A 15,648-nucleotide genomic window follows, 5' to 3' on the forward strand; every position below is an offset into this window, starting at 1 on the left:
AGATTGTTTATAAATTAACGATTTAGGAGGCGTTTCCATGGAAATCATCAACATCACATGTCTGCGGCAGAAATCCCAGCGGCATCGTCCCAAGTGGGTGGGGAAACTGCCGGAAAGCTGGGCAGAGAAATGGCAGCTGAAGTATTGCCCGTGGGTGGAAACGGCGGAGGGCAGCTGGTGCTTGCAGACGGATAGGGACGGCTGTTTTCTGCCTCCGTGGCGGGAGAAAGCCAGAGAGTTGCTGCAACAGGCAGCAGATGGGGGAGCAAAGATTGCCCTTTCACCTATGGCAGCAGACTTGCCTGGGGATATCCTGCCCTTTGCCACAGGACGAAAACTCTATCCCATATTCGGGGCAGAAGCCGCAGCCACAGGGCTGGAAGCCATGGGCAAACGACAGGAAGGAGCTTCTTTCGTGGTGGCAGACGGCGGCGAATGGGAAACGGAAGCGGCACTGGCAGCTTTGCCCGGCTGGGTGAATCGTCTGGGTATCCTCACAGACCGTCAGCCTTTTTTCGTGTCATGGCAGGAACGGTTCCTGGAGGAAAGAGGGCTGGTGGTGGAAGTGTTCAGCTCCGTGGGCTACGGCGTTTTTCGGGAGGCAGATGTGGTCCTTTCCTGCGCGAAGGGCAACGGCGCCATGGCTTATGCTCTGGCGGAAGGGGCTGTGTTTCTGGATTTGGTGGGCAACGGTACCGTTACGGAGAGTATTGCCCTGCGCCGCGCCGATGTGCTGGCGGCAGACGGATTTTTCTTTGGCAACCAAAAAGAGATGGAGGCAGGTGCCCTGACAGAAGCCCGTACTTATTGTGAAAATCAGATGTTTCGGGCGTATTTTGATGCGCCCGGCGCCGAAAAAGCGGCAGAGGCAAAAGCCGGTTTGGGACAGTTGTGTCCCGTCGGTTTTCTTCTGGGCGGAAAAAGACGAAAAATTCCGAAAAAACAGGGATAAAATCGCATTTTCCCGGGAGAAAACATTGACAAAATTACTTACCTTAGTATATAATTTATCAATGAATTTTCGGAGGGCATTTCGGTAAGCCCTCCCTTTTCCTTGTAATATCAAGGAAAATCCCTATTTTTGAAAAATTGGATAAAACCCGCAAGGAGATGAAATAAGCAATGGCAGAAGCAAAAAAAGTAGTCATGACCTATGACGGTCTGAAAAAAATGGAACAGGAACTGGAAAACCTGAAAACCGTACGCAGAAAAGAAGTAGCAGAAAAAATCAAAGAAGCAAGAGGACAGGGCGACTTGTCTGAAAATGCCGAATATGACGCTGCGAAAGAAGAACAGGGCGAAATCGAAAGCCGTATCATACAGCTGGAAAACCTGCTGCGCAACGCGGAAGTTATCGACGAAGACGTACTGAAAATGGACGTTGTCAACCTGGGCTCCAAAGTAACAGTACTGGACGTGGAATTTGACGAAGAAATGGAATACACCATCGTTGGTTCCACAGAAGCAGACCCTATGAACGGCAGAATCTCTAACGAATCCCCTCTGGGTATGGCTCTGCTGGGTCAGAAGGTAGGCGCAACCGTTATGGCAGATACACCCGACGGCGAAGTGGCATTTAAAATTCTGAACATCCAGAAATAATTTTTATTTTTTGCATAAGAGAACACGGAAACGGAGGAAAACAAAGTGGCAGAACAGAACAACCAGCCTGCACAGGAAATGACACAGCAGGAACTGAGCGAACAGATTAAAATCAGACGGGAAAAACTGGCACAGCTTCAGGCTGAAGGCAAAGACCCCTTTGAAATTACAAAATGCGAAGTAACACATCACAGCGATGAAATCAAAGACAACTTCGACGAACTGGAAGGCAAAGACGTTGCCATCGCCGGCAGACTTATGAGCAAACGTATCATGGGGAAAGCGTCCTTCTGCAACATTCAGGACAGAAACGGCAACATCCAGTCTTATGTAAGTCGTAACGACATCGGCGACGAAGCTTATGCCGCATTCAAAAAATTCGACATTGGCGACCTGATCAGCATCAAAGGCTTCGTATTCAAAACAAAAACAGGGGAAGTTTCCGTACACGCAAAAGAAGTGACACTGCTGTCCAAGAGCCTGCAGGTACTGCCCGAAAAATTCCACGGTCTGAAAGACCAGGAACTGCGTTACCGTCAGAGATATCTGGATCTGATCGTGAACCCCGAAGTGCGTGACACATTCATCAAACGTTCCCGCATCATCACAGAAATCCGTAAATTCCTGGATGGCAAGGGCTTCCTGGAAGTGGAAACACCTGTACTGCAGACCATTCCCGGCGGCGCTTCCGCAAGACCTTTCATCACACACCATAACACACTGGATATCGACATGTACTGCCGTATCGCTCTGGAACTGCCTCTGAAACGTCTGATCGTGGGCGGTTTTGAACGTGTGTATGAAATCGGCCGTGTATTCCGTAACGAAGGTATCTCCGTTCGTCATAACCCCGAATTCACCCTGATGGAACTGTATCAGGCTTATACAGACTATAACGGCATGATGGACATCACAGAAGAAATGTTCCGTACCGTTGCACAGAACGTACTGGGTACCACAAAAGTGGTTTACGGCGGTCACGAACTGGATCTGGGCAAACCTTTCGCAAGAAAGACCATGGTAGACGCTGTTAAAGAATTCTCCGGCGTAGACTTCGATCAGGTAGCTGATACAGCAGAAGCTAAGAGAATCGCTGATGAACATCATGTAGAATATGAAGAACGTCATGTAAAAGGCGATATCCTGAACCTGTTCTTCGAAGAATTCGTAGAAAAGAACCTGATCCAGCCTACATTCATCATCGACTACCCCGTTGAAATCTCTCCTCTGACAAAGAGAAAACCCGATAAACCGGAATTCACAGAACGTTTCGAACTGTTTATCGTTGGTAGAGAATATGGTAACGCATACTCCGAACTGAATGACCCCATCGACCAGCGTCATCGTTTTGAATATCAGGAATACCTGAGAGAAGCAGGCGACGACGAAGCAAACATGATCGATGAAGACTTCCTGACAGCTCTGGAATATGGTATGCCTCCTACAGGCGGTCTGGGCGTAGGTATCGACAGATTCGTTATGCTGCTGACAGAATCCGTTTCCATCAGAGACGTAATTCTGTTCCCCACAATGAAACCCCTGGACATGCCTAAGAAAGCAGAAACAAAAGCTCCTGCTGCTGTGGCTGCTCCCGTAGCGGAAAAAATCGACTTCTCCAACGTAAAGGTAGAACCTCTGTTTGAAGAATTCGTGGACTTCGATACATTTGCGAAATCCGACTATAGAGCCGTAAAAGTAAAAGCATGTGAAGCAGTGCCTAAGAGCAAAAAACTGCTGAAATTCGTGCTGGATGACGGCAGCGGCACAGATCGTGTGATCCTGAGCGGTATCCATGAATTCTATGAACCCGAAGAACTGGTAGGCAAAACTTGCATCGCTATCACAAACCTGCCTCCTCGTAACATGATGGGCATTGACTCTTGTGGTATGCTGATCTCCGCTGTACATGAAGTGGATGGTCACGAAGGTCTGAACCTGCTGATGGTGGATGATAGAATCCCCGCAGGTGCAAAACTGTACTAATTTAAAATAGAAATGCGAAAGGCGTTTTCTCGGAAGAGAAAACGCCTTTTTTGTACCAAATTGTACCAATTTTGTACCAATGAAAATCTGTTTTTCTAAAGGACTAAAAACCATACAGAAATCATGAAATCAAAAACAAAAAATAGAATGATGAGCAATATCCGTGTACCAATATTTTTCTGGAAAAAAGGAATGTACTGCCAGATATCCAGAAAATTCGTTGCCAGTGCCCAGAAGATTAAAGGGACAAAGTAACGGTTGAAGATCCCAAGGGGGGTATGTCCCGGCGTAGCTATCATCAATAGAAACCAAAGTGCCATCAGCAGGTAGCCAAAAACCGCTATAATTTGTTTCCAGAGGGTATCGGTACGGAATCCCGGTGTGGCATAGAGTATTCTGCCCCAGAGGGTGCCGCCCTTACGTTTATAGATCAGTTGGATTCTCCGCAGTTCCATCAGAAGTTGTGGCATGGATGCAAAGCGGTTTTTGGGATCAAAGGCACAGCACCGCAGCAGAACACGGGAAAATATTTTTGGAATGGTTTCTCTGTTTTCTGCAATCTGTTCTGCCAAGGAACGTCCCTTTATGATTTCCTTTCCTGTGAGGAATTGATAGCATAAAATACCAATAGCGTAAATGTCGGAACGATTGTCTGTTTGGGCATAGCCAAATTGTTCCGGTGCCGCATACTCCGGTGTTCCCAGACAGACAGTGTCCTTGGGGGCGTGATCTTTGAAAGAACGAATGGTGCCTAAGTCTACCAGTTTGATTTCTTTATGTTCTGTGTACATGATGTTGGACGGCTTGATGTCTCTGTGAATCAGAGGCGGATTTTGTTTATGGAGAAAGGCAATGGCATCACAGATTTGTATGGTATAATCCAGCATTTCTTCCATGGAAAACAGACCTTTTTGCAGAAGCATTTCTGCCAAGGTCCTGCCGTAGATGTACTGCTGAAAAACATAGACTTCCTTTTCGTTTTCCAACACCTGATACACATCGGCAATGTTCGGATGCCGTAGATGTATCAGTTCTTTGTATCCTTCATAATTCATGGAGGCTTTTTCTATGATTTTTTCCACATATAATCGCTTTTGCTGACGAATGAGAAAGACGGTGCTGTTGGCGGTTTCTGCCAGCGAACAAAGTCTTTCATAACTGCCAAAACCTGCTGCAAACTGTTCCATAGTAGTGACTCCTTTTTTCTTTGCTCCCTTTGATATTAATGGCTCTCTCTTGAAATGGCAAGCATAACTTAGTATACTGTCCTAAGAAAGGCAGGAGGGGGCATTGTATGATGTGGGAAAAATCAACGGAAGAACTGGCAAAGGAATTGTTTCGCTCTAAGGATGTGGCATCCTATCTGAAAGAGGAGAAAAAATATCTGGTGGGTAGTATGACACTGGCGGAATATATCAAGTCACTACTGGAAGAAAAGAAACTGGACAGCGTAGAGGTGCGGAAGAGCAGCGGCATTGACAAGACTTATGTCTATGAGATTTTTACGGGGAAAAAGAAGAATGTCAGCCGGGATAAACTGCTTCTTTTGGCTTTTGCCATGGGGCTGAATCTGGAAGAAACCCAGAGATTGCTGCAGATTGGCGGACGCTGTCAGCTCTATAGCAGAGATCAGCGGGATGCGGTCATTATGTTCTGCATCTATCATGGAAATACGGTGTTGCAGACGGAAGAACGGCTGGGCGAAATGGGATTTGACAGCTTGTTTGAGGATGAACGACAAAAATGAAATTGAAGAAGTGTCACAATAGGAAACTGTAAGAGGGGGTATCAAAATGCCGATGTGGTTATGCCGTGCCGGGAGATATGGCGAGTTTGAGAATAAATTTCTTGAGGACGGTAGAGTGTACTGTACTTGGGATAATCTCCCTGAATCCATCATGAAGTTCAGTACGAAGCAGGAGTTGCAGCAGTATTTTGTGGACAACGATCCGGATGTAAAGGTAAAAACAGCAATGAACTGGGCGAGTCAAGTATGGCCTTTTGCCCATGAGATGAAAAAGGGAGAGATCATTGCTATGCCTAGCAAAATCAAACCTGTAATTCATTTTGGAAAGATCGTAGGGGATTACGAATTTTTGCCTAACAACGATAATCCTTATTATCATGCACATCAAGTTGATTGGTTTGCCTGTGACATCCCACGCACAGCTTTTGATCAGGATATCTTATATTCCTTTGGGGCATTTATGACCATTTGCCGTATCAAACAGGAAGAACGTATAAAAGCGGTTATCAATGCACATAAGCAGGGAAAGAAAGTGCCACCCCTTATGCTGCGGGAGTCGCGGGATGAAGAAGAATCACGGGATATTGAAAATGAAGCTCTGGGAGTTATTACAAACCTGATTATCCAAAAGACGAAGGGACATGGTTTGGCAAAAATTGTAGACGCAATTCTTCGGGCAAAGGGATTCACGACATATGTCAGCCCTGCTGGACCGGATAAAGGCGTGGATATTTTGGCTTCTGCCGGTACACTTGGTTTTGGAAGCCCCAAAATCTGTGTTCAGGTGAAATCTACAGATGCACCAGTAGATCGAATTGTTTTGGATCAGTTGGGCGGCGTGATGAAAAACTTTGGTGCTGAATATGGCTTGTTGGTGTCATGGAGTGGGTTCAAATCTTCAGTCATCAATGAGACAGCGAAACAGTTCTTTGAAATCCGGCTTTGGACCCATAAAGAAATTATTGAGGAGTTTCTTAAGTACTACGATCAAATGGATGATGAAATCAAAGAATTGATTCCTCTGAAAAAAATTTGGGTTGTGAATAACGACACACAATAATGAAAATGTTTTTCTCTTTAGCAATTTTATGTTGCACTTTAGGCTGCTCTATAGCAGCCTTTCTTTTTTATATTTACACGATAAAAACGGTAGTCAAAAGACTACCGTTTTTTCATGCCAAATTAGCTGACAGCTAACGAAAGAAAATTTGTTTTTGCTTATACTGAAGAAGAATCATTCGTGGTCCAAATAAGAAAACATGGTTTTCAGCACATCGATTGCCATTTGTTTTTCTGCATCTGATTTTTGGTCAATCAAACTGCGGAATTGATCCACGATGGTTTCGTCGCTGGGAGAGATGCTGTCATGAAGCAGGTAATCCACCGTCACCCCAAGACGGTTTGCCAGGTTTACCAGTGTTTCTAGGGAAAGGCTTCTCTCTCCGCGTTCGATATAACCTAAGTAAGAATCGGATATATTCACATCTTCAGCCAGTTTTGACTGGGTAAGGTTGTGTTTCAGGCGTTCTTCTCGGATACGCTGTCCAAGATGTTCATAATTCATCGTACATCACCTCTTATCCTATTACTTTACCCATAAAGTAACTGTTATAAAAATATACTGTTAATGGTTTTTTATGGACTATAAGTGGTATTTTATGTATAATGAGGTTAAATGGACTTTCTAAGCAAAAGGGGGCAAGAAAGAAAAACAAATAGTTACTTTTGGCATAAGAAACAAAAATGAAGGGGTGCAAAAACTATGGAACAACGTACAGAAAAAATTTGCACAAAGTGCGGCAGGATACTGCAGGAAGATGAAAACTTTTGCAGTAATTGTGGGACACCTGCACCACAACCGCAAAGTGCAGAGAGCTGCCAGAATCAAAATGCGCAGCCGCTGGAAAAAAAGAAATCCGGGTTCAAAATGCTGTTGATTATTCTGGTGGTTATCTTAGGTGGCGCAATGCTTTGCTGTCTTTTTGGAGATTCAGAGGATACGGAACCCACAGAACAGGTGCAAGTAGAGACGGAAGAGTCTGAAAAAATGAGTGCTTTGGAGTTGTATCAGACAATTCAGGACGGAAGCAGTGTTTCTTTTGCAATCACAGGGAAAGCGCATATGTTTTTACAGGAACATGATAATTTGTTCCCTGCAAAGACAAAAGAAGATATTTCTGCAGATCTGGTAGATACTTCTATTACATATAAGCATATTTTTAAGAACGACGATAAATACGGCGACAAAATGATGGTGCTGTCGAATGTAAGGGTGAATCAGATCTTTGAGCAGAGTATTGGTAATGGAGAATATATTACAGAATTGAATGTAATGGATGATAATTTCCAGCCTTATTGGGTTTTTTATCATGGCACTTTGGACAATACTTTTGAAGATGATTATGTTGATATTGTGGGTTTGCCTTTGAGCAGTGGTTCCTTTGAAAATACAAAGAAAGAAGACACTCTGGTAGTTGTATTAGCTGGGTCTTATATGGTTCCCGGCAACACATTGGGCAGTTTTACAGCATCTGCTATGGAAACAGCATCTCAACCAGTACAGCCAGTGAAACAAGATGGAATTGATAATTATCTTGGGGAGTGGTACATTACAGATTATGGCATGCCCGAAATAGGAGAGAATGGTGAAACAATCAGCTCTGGCACTACTTTGAGCATATATAAAGAGGGTAACCAGTATAAACTGGATATGGCAGCACTCTACCATTCCACCGCTTTTGTGGGAGTAGATGGTTTGGTGTTGAATGTTAGTGGTAATTTGGCAACGACATCTTATGAAGAAGATGGATGGAATAACTGTGGTGATATTACTCTTGAATTTGCAAATGGAGAACTTTATGTTACAGCTACAGCAATTCAGATGTCAGATCCTTATTATGGTGATGCCTATAATTTAGCAGCAGATCACATGCACTGCACTAGAGTTGGATAATGATAAAAGGAGACAGTTTTAGATAGGTATTTGTGGGACAGCAATTTTAAAAAATTCGTATTTCTCAGTTAAAATTTCTATACCCCTTGAAAACACTGGTGTTTCCAGCGTTTTCGCCGCCTCGGTTTGGCCCTTTTCCCTCATTTTTTCCCTTGCGAGAAGAAATGAGGGAAACTATTTTCAGGCCGTCCCTACAACCTTATCCAGCAGCCTTGCGGAAGTTCGCTTGGCCTCTCTGGTGGCGTGGGCGTAAATGTTCATCGTGGTACTTACATCAGAATGTCCCAGCAGCTCCTGCACATCCTTGGGGGCTGCCCCGTGGGAAAGAAGGTTGGTCGTATATGTATGCCTCAACAGATGGAAGTGAAAATCATCCATATCCCCGATCTTCTTTCGGGAGTATCGGCATACGCTGCTGACCGTTGCAGGAGCTTCATAGGCTCCATCAGGCCGCAGGCAGACGAAGGAAACCTGGGTGTAATCTTCCGGCGGTGTCTCTGTACGGGGCAAGGAATAGACCTCGTAGTAGGTGCGGTTCTTTTCCTTAACGATGCGATAGTAGTTTTGGGAGTACAACGGCCCGTATTTGATGCTGTTCAGCATTTGCTCCTTTTTGGCTTCCCGCAGGATAGCCGCCAAGGTGTCGCAGAAATCCACGGTACGGATTTTCTTACGCTTTGTGGGGCCGATCTGCGTTTTCTTCCTTACGGAGTCATACCGCATACTCCGGCGGATGGTGAGGCACTGTTCCTTCAGGTCGATGTCCTGCCAAGTCAGCCCGCACACCTCGCCGATACGAAGCCCGGCGAAATAGGCGATCTGGATAGGCAGTAACGCGGGATTGTGCTTTTTCTTCAAAAGCTCATTCAGCGCCAAATACTGCTCATGGGAGATTGTCGGCGTTTCAATGGGAAGGTCGCCTATGCCATCCTCGGTAAATAGCTCATATTCATCGTCTTTGACCCGTTTCACCACATACTGCATCGGATTGAAGGTAATCAGCCTTTTGGGGAAAACCGCAAACCGGAAGGAGTTTTGAAGCACTGCCGAATACTGGCCCAGCGAGCCTTTGCTCAAAGCCTCAACGGTTTTTCCATCGGGACTTGTCCCTCCGAAGCTCAACAAATCCATATAGCTTTGCAGATGGTCGGAAGTTACCGTCTTGAGCTTGCGCTTACCAATGGGGTGCTTCTTGATGCGGGAAACAGTGTTGATGTAGGCCGTCACCGTCCCATCACTCAACGAGCCGGGTTTCAGTTCTTCCTCCACCCACATATCCAGCATATCTCCCAAGGTGATGTTCTTGGCCTGTGCCAGAAACATCTTGGTTTCATAGTCCTCCATCGCCTTGCGGAGCAGAGACTCGGTTTCACTCTTGCTTTCCGTTCCCGGAAATTCTTTCTGGACACGGTTGCCGCTGGCATCCTCTACATAAAAGCGATAGTACCACTTCTTTCCTTTCTTTCTTACAGATCCTTTTGCCATAGCAAACTCCTTTCTATGCTGGCAAACGGAACCGTAGTGATGTGTCACCCTGATTATAGCAAAGGGTGGCCAACCTATCAAACATACCGCTTGCTAAATTTCAAGGTTTCAATATTTACTTCACTGCAAGAACCTGATTGCGGTCCAGAAGGTCGCGGCCCTCGTTGATCTGCATGAAGCAGCAAATCACATCCACACGGACTATGGACTTACGCCCAATCCGCAGGACCGGGATTTTCCCCCAATCCACAAGACGGCGGAGGGTGTTGCGTCCAATGCCGGTATAGTCGGCAGCTTCTTCAATCGTCATGCCGATCTTACCAAAGCCCGCAGGCTGAACAGCGGAGTATCTTTCTGTATGAGTACGCCCGGAAGTCCCGGACGGAATATTCGCATAACAAACAGGCGAATTTGAAGTCATAATTGTTCGCCTCCTTCGAGAACAAAAAAGCAGCCGCGCCGATCTGGTTGGAGCCGTTGTAACATACGGCGCATTTCGGCGCGGCTGCCTTGACTTTTCAGTAACTTCAAGCCCGCTGTATTTGCCACGCATCCCCAGCGGTGGGGATATTACAGGCCGCCCCTGGCAGGGCTGTCATAACTCCGCGGCATCGTTCAAAGCGTGTGCCGCAGGGTTCCCCCTCAAGTCTGTGGGAGGTCGTGAGAAAGTATCTTTAACCCCCGCGCTGTCATCGCGCCCGGAGTGCCTGTCCGGGTCTAAGGTATGCGTTGATCGCTCGGATAGCTTGTCCCATCACCTCCTTGAAGCTATCGTCATGGCGGCGCACCTTATGTCGCTCATCACGCGGGTTTTGTACCTGCAATACCGTATATTCAGTTGTCATGGTTCTGTGAAGGGTGAGGAAAATGTGTCCTTCACCTATCACATTTTTTAAGGCCGTTTGTTAGCTATTTTTGAGGCCCGCCGCGAACTTTTTTGAAATTTTTTTGATTGCCCTGGCAAGTGAGAGGGAGACGCTGGCCTTCGTCACTCCTTCAAGCCTGGCAATCTCGGTGACAGACTTCCTCTCAGCATAGTACAGCCAGATCCGGCGATACTGCTTTGCGTTCAGAATGGCTTTCAATGCAGCCAGCCGTTTCTCGCGTAAAGCCTTTTCCTCTGCCTGGACATCCGCCTTCAGAAGCTCGGAGAAAAATTCATCCTCGGCAGACTGAACCGCTCCAACCACATCCAGGTAATCATCCAGAGCCACCCGATTATCGTTGAAGCTCCGACCTTCCTTTTCTGTCTGGTGGTAGTCTGCATCAGACCAGGCTTTCCATTTCAGAAATTCTTCCTCATTGGAAAAGTCCGCGCGGGTGAGCCGGATGCGGCCGCTTACACTTATGTATATAATGCTGTCCTGATCGTATTTGTTCAGGGCGTATTCGCTTTTCTTATCAAACATACTTTTCCTCCATTTCAATTCAGGGGTTGACGGGTGAATTGAAATGGAGGCGGTGGAGATCGGCACCCTACGGAGAACCGCAGGACATGACAAAAAACGCCTGACTGGATATAATCCAGCCAGACGCTATCTGGTGCATTTTGATATTGTCTTACATCGTATAGTTCATCTTCTTGGGTATAAATCCCCGTTGCCGGGGACAGGCTTTTTTTGGCAGGTAAATTCCTGCCGGATTATGTCGAAACCCTCTGTGCTTCACGGCGGCTCCCTCCTAAAGCCGCCGCAACATTTAGCACAGGGTCGTCATTCTCATAAGGGCATGGAGAACGGCGGCCTTGAAATGTATTTCAAAACCGCCGCCGGGGTGAAATTGTAAATTGCGCGCACAAAGCCACCTGCCCCGCAACGGTTTTTTTCTTTCCCCGTCGGGCGGGGCAGGATAGCTTCAATATGCTGTTTTAAATTTCCACTTTTGCTTTTGCAATAAGATATTCTTCTTTTATGGATATAAGATAGCGTTGACGATAAGCTATTATTTGGGTGCTATCAGAAGTAACAACATATCCCATTCTTAATCTTTCAACTACTCTCTGTTGCTGCAACTCACGAATTGCTTTTCTGACGGTTTCTGTGCTACATCCAGCTTCTTTTGCGAGTTCTGTATAAGAGGGGAGCTTTTCCCCTTGTGCATATTTTCCATGCAAAATACGAAAGAAAATCTCATTTGCAAGGCGTAAATATATCTTTTCTCGAACATCAATATCCCAGCCCATAGAATTGTCCCCTATATTTGTGATTGATATAGACCTGTAAGCCATAGATACACTTCATCCAATGAGCCGCGATTGATGCTATATATCCTCCGTTTTTCTACTTGACGACAGCAAATTAAGCCACTCCTTTGCAACAGAGAAAGATGATAAGAAATCGAGGCAGGTGTTATCTGAAAATATCCTGCAATCTCTCCGGCAGAGTGCGGTTTTTGGCTTAGCCGCATTAGAATTTCTCGTCTGGTTGGATTTGATAACGCATGGAATTTTTTGTCCAGTGCATTTTCGCGTTCATTCTTCATAATGTATCTCCATTATTCCCGATAACAAAATATTACCATTATGGGAATATTAAGTCAAGAGAAAACGCCCTGTGCATATAGGGCGTTTTTCTCTATTCATCCGCCTTATGTTCCGGGGAGATAATCAATCCAACCGTTCTTAATCTGCGACCCGGCTCTGGTTTATTATCTTGAAGTGGATATAAGATTTGAGCAATATCCGATACCACTTTTTCAAGTTCCTCATCTGTCAAATAAACATGAGAAAGACTAAGACCAGACCGATCCCTTTTTATGTCAATTCCCGGTGTGTCGCAGTATTCTTGAAAAATCTTGGCGAAGGTCAAAAAATACTGAAAGAACATCTGCATATAAATGGCACCGGAATTTTCTCCGAGAACTGATGGAGGATCAGACGGGTCAAAAGTTAATGCGTAAGTCTTTTCAACTGTTCCGCGTATTGGTGTTTCATTAACGATTTTCAATAGTCCATCATCGGTCATTCGTTTCAAATTACGATATAGTGTAGTTTGAGGAATATCTGAGCATTTTTCAGCCAAATACTTTGCGGTAACTTCCCCTCGACGCATTATTTCTATCAGCAGGCGGCTCTTGGCCGGATTTGAAATACATTCCATAATCTTTTCATTCAAATTCTTGCTGCCCATGTTCAACCTCCTTTTTGAAAATATTATCACTTCGGAAATAAAAAGTCAAGGGAAGGTATTGCTTTTTTGTTTCCATAGTGGTAATATAACCTATGCGGGAATATTAAGACAAAATGTCGAAGCCCCGCAAATACCGATATGAATTATAACAATAGGAGGTAAATTGGTATGTCTTTGTTGCAGGAAATGTTTCCGCTTCTTATTCCCATCTTTGTGATTGATGTGATCCTTGCCGTGGCCGCTGTCCGGCATATTCTCCGGCATCCACATTATCGTTTTGGGAATAGGGCCATGTGGCTTATAATCTCCCTGATTATTCTTATGTTTGGCCCGATTATCTATTTTGTTTTTGGGAGAGGTGAGGAAAAATGAATGTGCTTTCTATCCGCAATCTATCTAAAAGTTTCGGACAGCAGCAAATTATAAAAAATCTGAATATGTCGGTTCCAGAGGGAAGCGTTTTCGGCTTCATTGGACAAAACGGCGCAGGAAAAACTACGACAATGAAAATGGTTTTGGGGCTTTTGCAGCCCGATCAGGGAGAAATCCTTGTGTGTAATGAGCCTGTTCGCTTTGGACAGACTAAAACAAATCAGTATATTGGATATTTGCCTGATGTGCCGGAATTTTATAACTATATGACCGCCTTGCAGTACCTTACGCTGTGCGGAGAAATTGTTGGGCTTCCCAAAGAAAGCATTTCTCAAAAGGGAAAAAAGCTACTTTCCCTTGTCGGTCTTGATGGTATAGAAAAGCGCGTTGGCGGTTATTCGCGTGGTATGAAACAGCGTCTTGGAATTGCACAGGCGTTATTGGCTGATCCTAAACTGCTGATTTGCGATGAGCCTACCAGCGCCCTTGACCCGGTAGGAAGAAAAGAAATCTTGGATATTCTTTACAAAATTCGTGGGACAACAACAGTTTTATTTTCAACACATATTTTATCCGATGTTGAGCGCATTTGCGATCATGTGGCACTCTTGAATGACGGTAATATCGCTGTTGGCGGAACACTATCAGAAATTAAGGCGCTGCACAGCCATGACAGTCTGTTGATTGAATTTTCAACCGAGGCTGATTTGCAGCATTTCAAAGAATGCATGACAGGCCAATCACTTCTGAACGGATCAGAAGAAAAGGGGCGGGAAATTGTAATACACAGCCGGGAGATGAAAAAGGCCCAGCATACCATCTTCTCCACTTTGGCCGAAGCAGATATTGCGCCGATTAAGGTGGAACTTATGGAGCCGTCGCTTGAAAGCCTGTTTTTGGAGGTGATAAAATGAAAGGCTATATTGCGTTTGTAAAAAAAGAGTTTGTAGAAAATCTTAAAAACTATCGCTTTTTAATCCTGTTTGCAATCTTTGCGATTTTCGGAATGTCCAGTGCTTTCCTGGCAAAATTCACGCCGGAAATTATAGCTGCATTTGGAGCCGGATTAGAAATCACCGAGGAACCTGTCGCCCTTGACGCATGGCAGCAATTCTTTAAAAACATATCTGGCATTGGATTTAGCGCATTTATCATTCTGTTTGGAAGCTGTATGTCCAGTGAGTATTCCAAAGGTACATTGCTCCTGCTGGTGACAAAAGGACTGGCAAGGCCATCTGTGATTATGGCAAAGTACACGGTAGCAGCAGTATCTATGACGGTTAGTTTTTGGGTGAGTTTTGTAGGGGCCTATGGATATACATATTACCTTTGGCCGGATGCTTCGCTTTCAAATGTCGTACCGTCTGCGTTTTTTATGTGGATGATTGGATTTCTCTATCTTAGCATCCTCATACTCGGTTGTGTTCTATTCAAGCAGACTTTTACAAGCATCCTGTTTACTGGCGGGATTGTAGCCCTGTTCTCTGTTTTAAGTGTTGTAAAACCGTTGTCTGCCTTTAACCCGGTTGTCCTCACTTCACGAAATGTTGACCTGATTTCAGGAGAGATTACCATGACGGAGTTTCTTATTCCATTTATTATTTCAGTGGTTTTATCTGTGATATTTTTAGCGGCAGCAATCAGGGCATTTAATAAAAAACAATTATAACCTCCGTATAACAAGGTCCCGGATTTTTCCGAGACCTTGTATGTTATTCGTTAATGATTTCATTCAAAATCATTTCCTCCACCTGCGCTTTCAGCGTGTTCATCAACCCCACCCAGCGCATGGGGTCACGGGCTTTCAGTTCCTCGGTGACGCCCGCCGCCTCCATCATGTAATTTCTCTCTGAGAATGAATTATAAAATGAAGATAAAGTGCATATTGTATCATTCCCAGCACATCCTATGAACAATAGAATGTAATAGGGTGATGTGATATGCCGAATGTAAAAGATTGCCCTGGATTTGAAACCTTCGGAGCAGATGTTCAGCAGGCGCGTGAAGCTGTGAAAATGTCCCGCCGGGAGCTGTCCGAAAAGGTCGGCATCGACCCGCGCTATCTTGCAAATATTGAGCTGTGCGGCACAATACCGAGCGTGCCGGTTGTGATGCAGCTCATCCGCATTTGCAAGCTGCCCGCAGAACGCTACTTCAACCCGGAGCTGCTTCGGGAGGACAGTGAGCAGCGCCAGCGGACAAGCCATAAATTACAGCTTTGCCCGGAGAAGTATCTGCCCATTGTGGAAGGTGTCATTGACGGAGCCATCAAATTGAAAGATGCGGATGATGAGAAGGAGGATGTGTAAGCGTCCTCTTTTCTCATTTGAAGAAATACCGCCCGAAAGGGCATAAATACGGGGTACGAGAAACCGGCA

General features: G+C 45.2%; 19 protein-coding genes and 1 pseudogene. 11 read left to right on the top strand and 9 right to left on the bottom strand.

Annotated features, from left to right (window positions below; all coding sequences use genetic code 11):
* Window positions 1-37: 37 nt before the first annotated feature.
* From BUB35_RS03570 to lysS, 3 genes are all read left to right on the top strand, one after another.
* The gene (locus tag BUB35_RS03570) at window positions 38-952 is read left to right on the top strand and encodes a hypothetical protein (RefSeq protein ID WP_072849200.1); all 915 of its coding nucleotides are present in this window, start codon (window positions 38-40) and stop codon (window positions 950-952) included.
* A 170-nt stretch (window positions 953-1,122) separates the two neighbouring features.
* Complete coding sequence (greA, locus tag BUB35_RS03575) at window positions 1,123-1,602, top strand: transcription elongation factor GreA (RefSeq protein ID WP_072849202.1); 480 nt, start codon at window positions 1,123-1,125, stop codon at window positions 1,600-1,602.
* A 78-nt stretch (window positions 1,603-1,680) separates the two neighbouring features.
* Window positions 1,681-3,585 (top strand): lysine--tRNA ligase, encoded by a 1,905-nt coding sequence (lysS, locus tag BUB35_RS03580; protein WP_096348613.1) that lies wholly within the window; start codon window positions 1,681-1,683, stop codon window positions 3,583-3,585.
* Between the two features lie 95 nt (window positions 3,586-3,680).
* On the opposite strand, the gene BUB35_RS03585 is transcribed toward lysS, so the two are convergent.
* Window positions 3,681-4,772 carry a serine/threonine protein kinase gene (locus BUB35_RS03585; protein WP_072849206.1) on the bottom strand — a complete coding sequence of 364 codons (1,092 nt, stop codon included), beginning with the start codon at window positions 4,770-4,772 and terminating at the stop codon, window positions 3,681-3,683.
* 107 nt (window positions 4,773-4,879) lie between these two features.
* On the opposite strand from BUB35_RS03585, the gene BUB35_RS03590 reads away from it, so the two are divergent.
* The gene (locus BUB35_RS03590) at window positions 4,880-5,332 is read left to right on the top strand and encodes a helix-turn-helix domain-containing protein (RefSeq protein WP_084730544.1); all 453 of its coding nucleotides are present in this window, start codon (window positions 4,880-4,882) and stop codon (window positions 5,330-5,332) included.
* A 175-nt stretch (window positions 5,333-5,507) separates the two neighbouring features.
* A complete protein-coding gene (locus BUB35_RS03595) occupies window positions 5,508-6,392 on the top strand; it encodes a restriction endonuclease (protein ID WP_242949191.1) in 885 nt (294 codons plus the stop codon).
* Between the two features lie 174 nt (window positions 6,393-6,566).
* On the opposite strand, the gene BUB35_RS03600 is transcribed toward BUB35_RS03595, so the two are convergent.
* The gene (locus BUB35_RS03600) at window positions 6,567-6,896 is read right to left on the bottom strand and encodes a helix-turn-helix domain-containing protein (RefSeq protein WP_072849210.1); all 330 of its coding nucleotides are present in this window, start codon (window positions 6,894-6,896) and stop codon (window positions 6,567-6,569) included.
* Window positions 6,897-7,094: 198 nt separating this feature from the next.
* Between BUB35_RS03600 and BUB35_RS03605 the strand changes: the two genes are divergently transcribed.
* The gene (locus BUB35_RS03605; RefSeq protein ID WP_072849212.1) at window positions 7,095-8,285 is read left to right on the top strand and encodes a zinc-ribbon domain-containing protein; all 1,191 of its coding nucleotides are present in this window, start codon (window positions 7,095-7,097) and stop codon (window positions 8,283-8,285) included.
* 180 nt (window positions 8,286-8,465) lie between these two features.
* Here BUB35_RS03605 and BUB35_RS03610 read toward each other — a convergent pair whose 3' ends face one another.
* The 3 genes from BUB35_RS03610 to BUB35_RS03620 all read right to left on the bottom strand — a co-directional run bounded on the left by BUB35_RS03610 (window position 8,466) and on the right by BUB35_RS03620 (window position 11,179).
* Window positions 8,466-9,770, bottom strand: coding sequence for a tyrosine-type recombinase/integrase (locus BUB35_RS03610; protein WP_072849214.1), 1,305 nt, complete (start codon window positions 9,768-9,770; stop codon window positions 8,466-8,468).
* Window positions 9,771-9,885: 115 nt separating this feature from the next.
* The gene (locus BUB35_RS19450; protein WP_072849340.1) at window positions 9,886-10,080 is read right to left on the bottom strand and encodes a helix-turn-helix domain-containing protein; all 195 of its coding nucleotides are present in this window, start codon (window positions 10,078-10,080) and stop codon (window positions 9,886-9,888) included.
* Window positions 10,081-10,675: 595 nt separating this feature from the next.
* Complete coding sequence (locus tag BUB35_RS03620; RefSeq protein WP_072849216.1) at window positions 10,676-11,179, bottom strand: sigma-70 family RNA polymerase sigma factor; 504 nt, start codon at window positions 11,177-11,179, stop codon at window positions 10,676-10,678.
* A gap of 43 nt (window positions 11,180-11,222) precedes the next feature.
* Between BUB35_RS03620 and BUB35_RS03625 the strand changes: the two genes are divergently transcribed.
* The gene (locus BUB35_RS03625; RefSeq protein WP_072849218.1) at window positions 11,223-11,555 is read left to right on the top strand and encodes a hypothetical protein; all 333 of its coding nucleotides are present in this window, start codon (window positions 11,223-11,225) and stop codon (window positions 11,553-11,555) included.
* An 82-nt stretch (window positions 11,556-11,637) separates the two neighbouring features.
* Here the strand turns inward: BUB35_RS03625 and BUB35_RS03630 are convergent, their stop codons facing one another.
* The 3 genes from BUB35_RS03630 to BUB35_RS03640 all read right to left on the bottom strand — a co-directional run bounded on the left by BUB35_RS03630 (window position 11,638) and on the right by BUB35_RS03640 (window position 12,898).
* The gene (locus BUB35_RS03630) at window positions 11,638-11,952 is read right to left on the bottom strand and encodes a winged helix-turn-helix domain-containing protein (protein ID WP_072849220.1); all 315 of its coding nucleotides are present in this window, start codon (window positions 11,950-11,952) and stop codon (window positions 11,638-11,640) included.
* A gap of 11 nt (window positions 11,953-11,963) precedes the next feature.
* A complete protein-coding gene (locus BUB35_RS03635; protein ID WP_072849222.1) occupies window positions 11,964-12,251 on the bottom strand; it encodes a metalloregulator ArsR/SmtB family transcription factor in 288 nt (95 codons plus the stop codon).
* A gap of 92 nt (window positions 12,252-12,343) precedes the next feature.
* Window positions 12,344-12,898, bottom strand: a complete 555-nt coding sequence (locus BUB35_RS03640) for a helix-turn-helix domain-containing protein (RefSeq protein WP_227604675.1) — start codon at window positions 12,896-12,898, stop codon at window positions 12,344-12,346.
* A gap of 168 nt (window positions 12,899-13,066) precedes the next feature.
* Between BUB35_RS03640 and BUB35_RS03645 the strand changes: the two genes are divergently transcribed.
* Genes BUB35_RS03645 through BUB35_RS03655 form a run of 3 tightly spaced genes read left to right on the top strand, consistent with a single transcriptional unit; the run spans window position 13,067 to window position 14,939 of the window.
* The gene (locus tag BUB35_RS03645; RefSeq protein ID WP_072849224.1) at window positions 13,067-13,270 is read left to right on the top strand and encodes a PLDc N-terminal domain-containing protein; all 204 of its coding nucleotides are present in this window, start codon (window positions 13,067-13,069) and stop codon (window positions 13,268-13,270) included.
* The gene (locus BUB35_RS03650; RefSeq protein ID WP_072849225.1) at window positions 13,267-14,184 is read left to right on the top strand and encodes an ABC transporter ATP-binding protein; all 918 of its coding nucleotides are present in this window, start codon (window positions 13,267-13,269) and stop codon (window positions 14,182-14,184) included. Before BUB35_RS03645 ends, BUB35_RS03650 begins: the two co-directional genes overlap by 4 nt.
* Entirely contained in the window at window positions 14,181-14,939 is a 759-nt protein-coding gene (locus tag BUB35_RS03655) for an ABC transporter permease (RefSeq protein ID WP_072849230.1), read from the top strand. The genes BUB35_RS03650 and BUB35_RS03655 overlap by 4 nt, the downstream gene beginning before the upstream one ends.
* Before the next feature lie 43 nt (window positions 14,940-14,982).
* On the opposite strand, the pseudogene BUB35_RS18665 reads toward BUB35_RS03655, so the two are convergent.
* Window positions 14,983-15,111: pseudogene (locus BUB35_RS18665) on the bottom strand (TnpV protein); the annotation flags it as partial.
* A gap of 99 nt (window positions 15,112-15,210) precedes the next feature.
* On the opposite strand from BUB35_RS18665, the gene BUB35_RS03665 reads away from it, so the two are divergent.
* Window positions 15,211-15,579, top strand: a complete 369-nt coding sequence (locus tag BUB35_RS03665) for a helix-turn-helix domain-containing protein (protein ID WP_072849238.1) — start codon at window positions 15,211-15,213, stop codon at window positions 15,577-15,579.
* Window positions 15,580-15,648: the final 69 nt, after the last annotated feature.

This window comes from Anaerotignum lactatifermentans DSM 14214 (assembly GCF_900142265.1).
Classification (GTDB): domain Bacteria; phylum Bacillota; class Clostridia; order Lachnospirales; family Anaerotignaceae; genus Anaerotignum; species Anaerotignum lactatifermentans.

Bases quoted from the DNA above. Each gene is read 5' to 3' on its own strand.
- BUB35_RS03655 (WP_072849230.1), top strand. From the start codon at position 14,181: ATGAAAGGCTATATTGCGTTTGTAAAAAAAGAGTTTGTAGAAAATCTT.
- BUB35_RS19450 (WP_072849340.1), bottom strand. From the start codon at position 10,080: ATGACGATTGAAGAAGCTGCCGACTATACCGGCATTGGACGCAACACC.
- BUB35_RS03620 (WP_072849216.1), bottom strand. From the start codon at position 11,179: ATGTTTGATAAGAAAAGCGAATACGCCCTGAACAAATACGATCAGGAC.
- BUB35_RS03570 (WP_072849200.1), top strand. From the start codon at position 38: ATGGAAATCATCAACATCACATGTCTGCGGCAGAAATCCCAGCGGCAT.
- lysS (WP_096348613.1), top strand. From the start codon at position 1,681: ATGACACAGCAGGAACTGAGCGAACAGATTAAAATCAGACGGGAAAAA.
- BUB35_RS03665 (WP_072849238.1), top strand. From the start codon at position 15,211: ATGCCGAATGTAAAAGATTGCCCTGGATTTGAAACCTTCGGAGCAGAT.
- BUB35_RS03610 (WP_072849214.1), bottom strand. From the start codon at position 9,770: ATGGCAAAAGGATCTGTAAGAAAGAAAGGAAAGAAGTGGTACTATCGC.
- BUB35_RS03600 (WP_072849210.1), bottom strand. From the start codon at position 6,896: ATGAATTATGAACATCTTGGACAGCGTATCCGAGAAGAACGCCTGAAA.
- greA (WP_072849202.1), top strand. From the start codon at position 1,123: ATGGCAGAAGCAAAAAAAGTAGTCATGACCTATGACGGTCTGAAAAAA.
- BUB35_RS03645 (WP_072849224.1), top strand. From the start codon at position 13,067: ATGTCTTTGTTGCAGGAAATGTTTCCGCTTCTTATTCCCATCTTTGTG.
- BUB35_RS03635 (WP_072849222.1), bottom strand. From the start codon at position 12,251: ATGAAGAATGAACGCGAAAATGCACTGGACAAAAAATTCCATGCGTTA.
- BUB35_RS03630 (WP_072849220.1), bottom strand. From the start codon at position 11,952: ATGGGCTGGGATATTGATGTTCGAGAAAAGATATATTTACGCCTTGCA.
- BUB35_RS03590 (WP_084730544.1), top strand. From the start codon at position 4,880: ATGATGTGGGAAAAATCAACGGAAGAACTGGCAAAGGAATTGTTTCGC.
- BUB35_RS03605 (WP_072849212.1), top strand. From the start codon at position 7,095: ATGGAACAACGTACAGAAAAAATTTGCACAAAGTGCGGCAGGATACTG.
- BUB35_RS03585 (WP_072849206.1), bottom strand. From the start codon at position 4,772: ATGGAACAGTTTGCAGCAGGTTTTGGCAGTTATGAAAGACTTTGTTCG.
- BUB35_RS03640 (WP_227604675.1), bottom strand. From the start codon at position 12,898: ATGGGCAGCAAGAATTTGAATGAAAAGATTATGGAATGTATTTCAAAT.
- BUB35_RS03650 (WP_072849225.1), top strand. From the start codon at position 13,267: ATGAATGTGCTTTCTATCCGCAATCTATCTAAAAGTTTCGGACAGCAG.
- BUB35_RS03625 (WP_072849218.1), top strand. From the start codon at position 11,223: ATGGAGGCGGTGGAGATCGGCACCCTACGGAGAACCGCAGGACATGAC.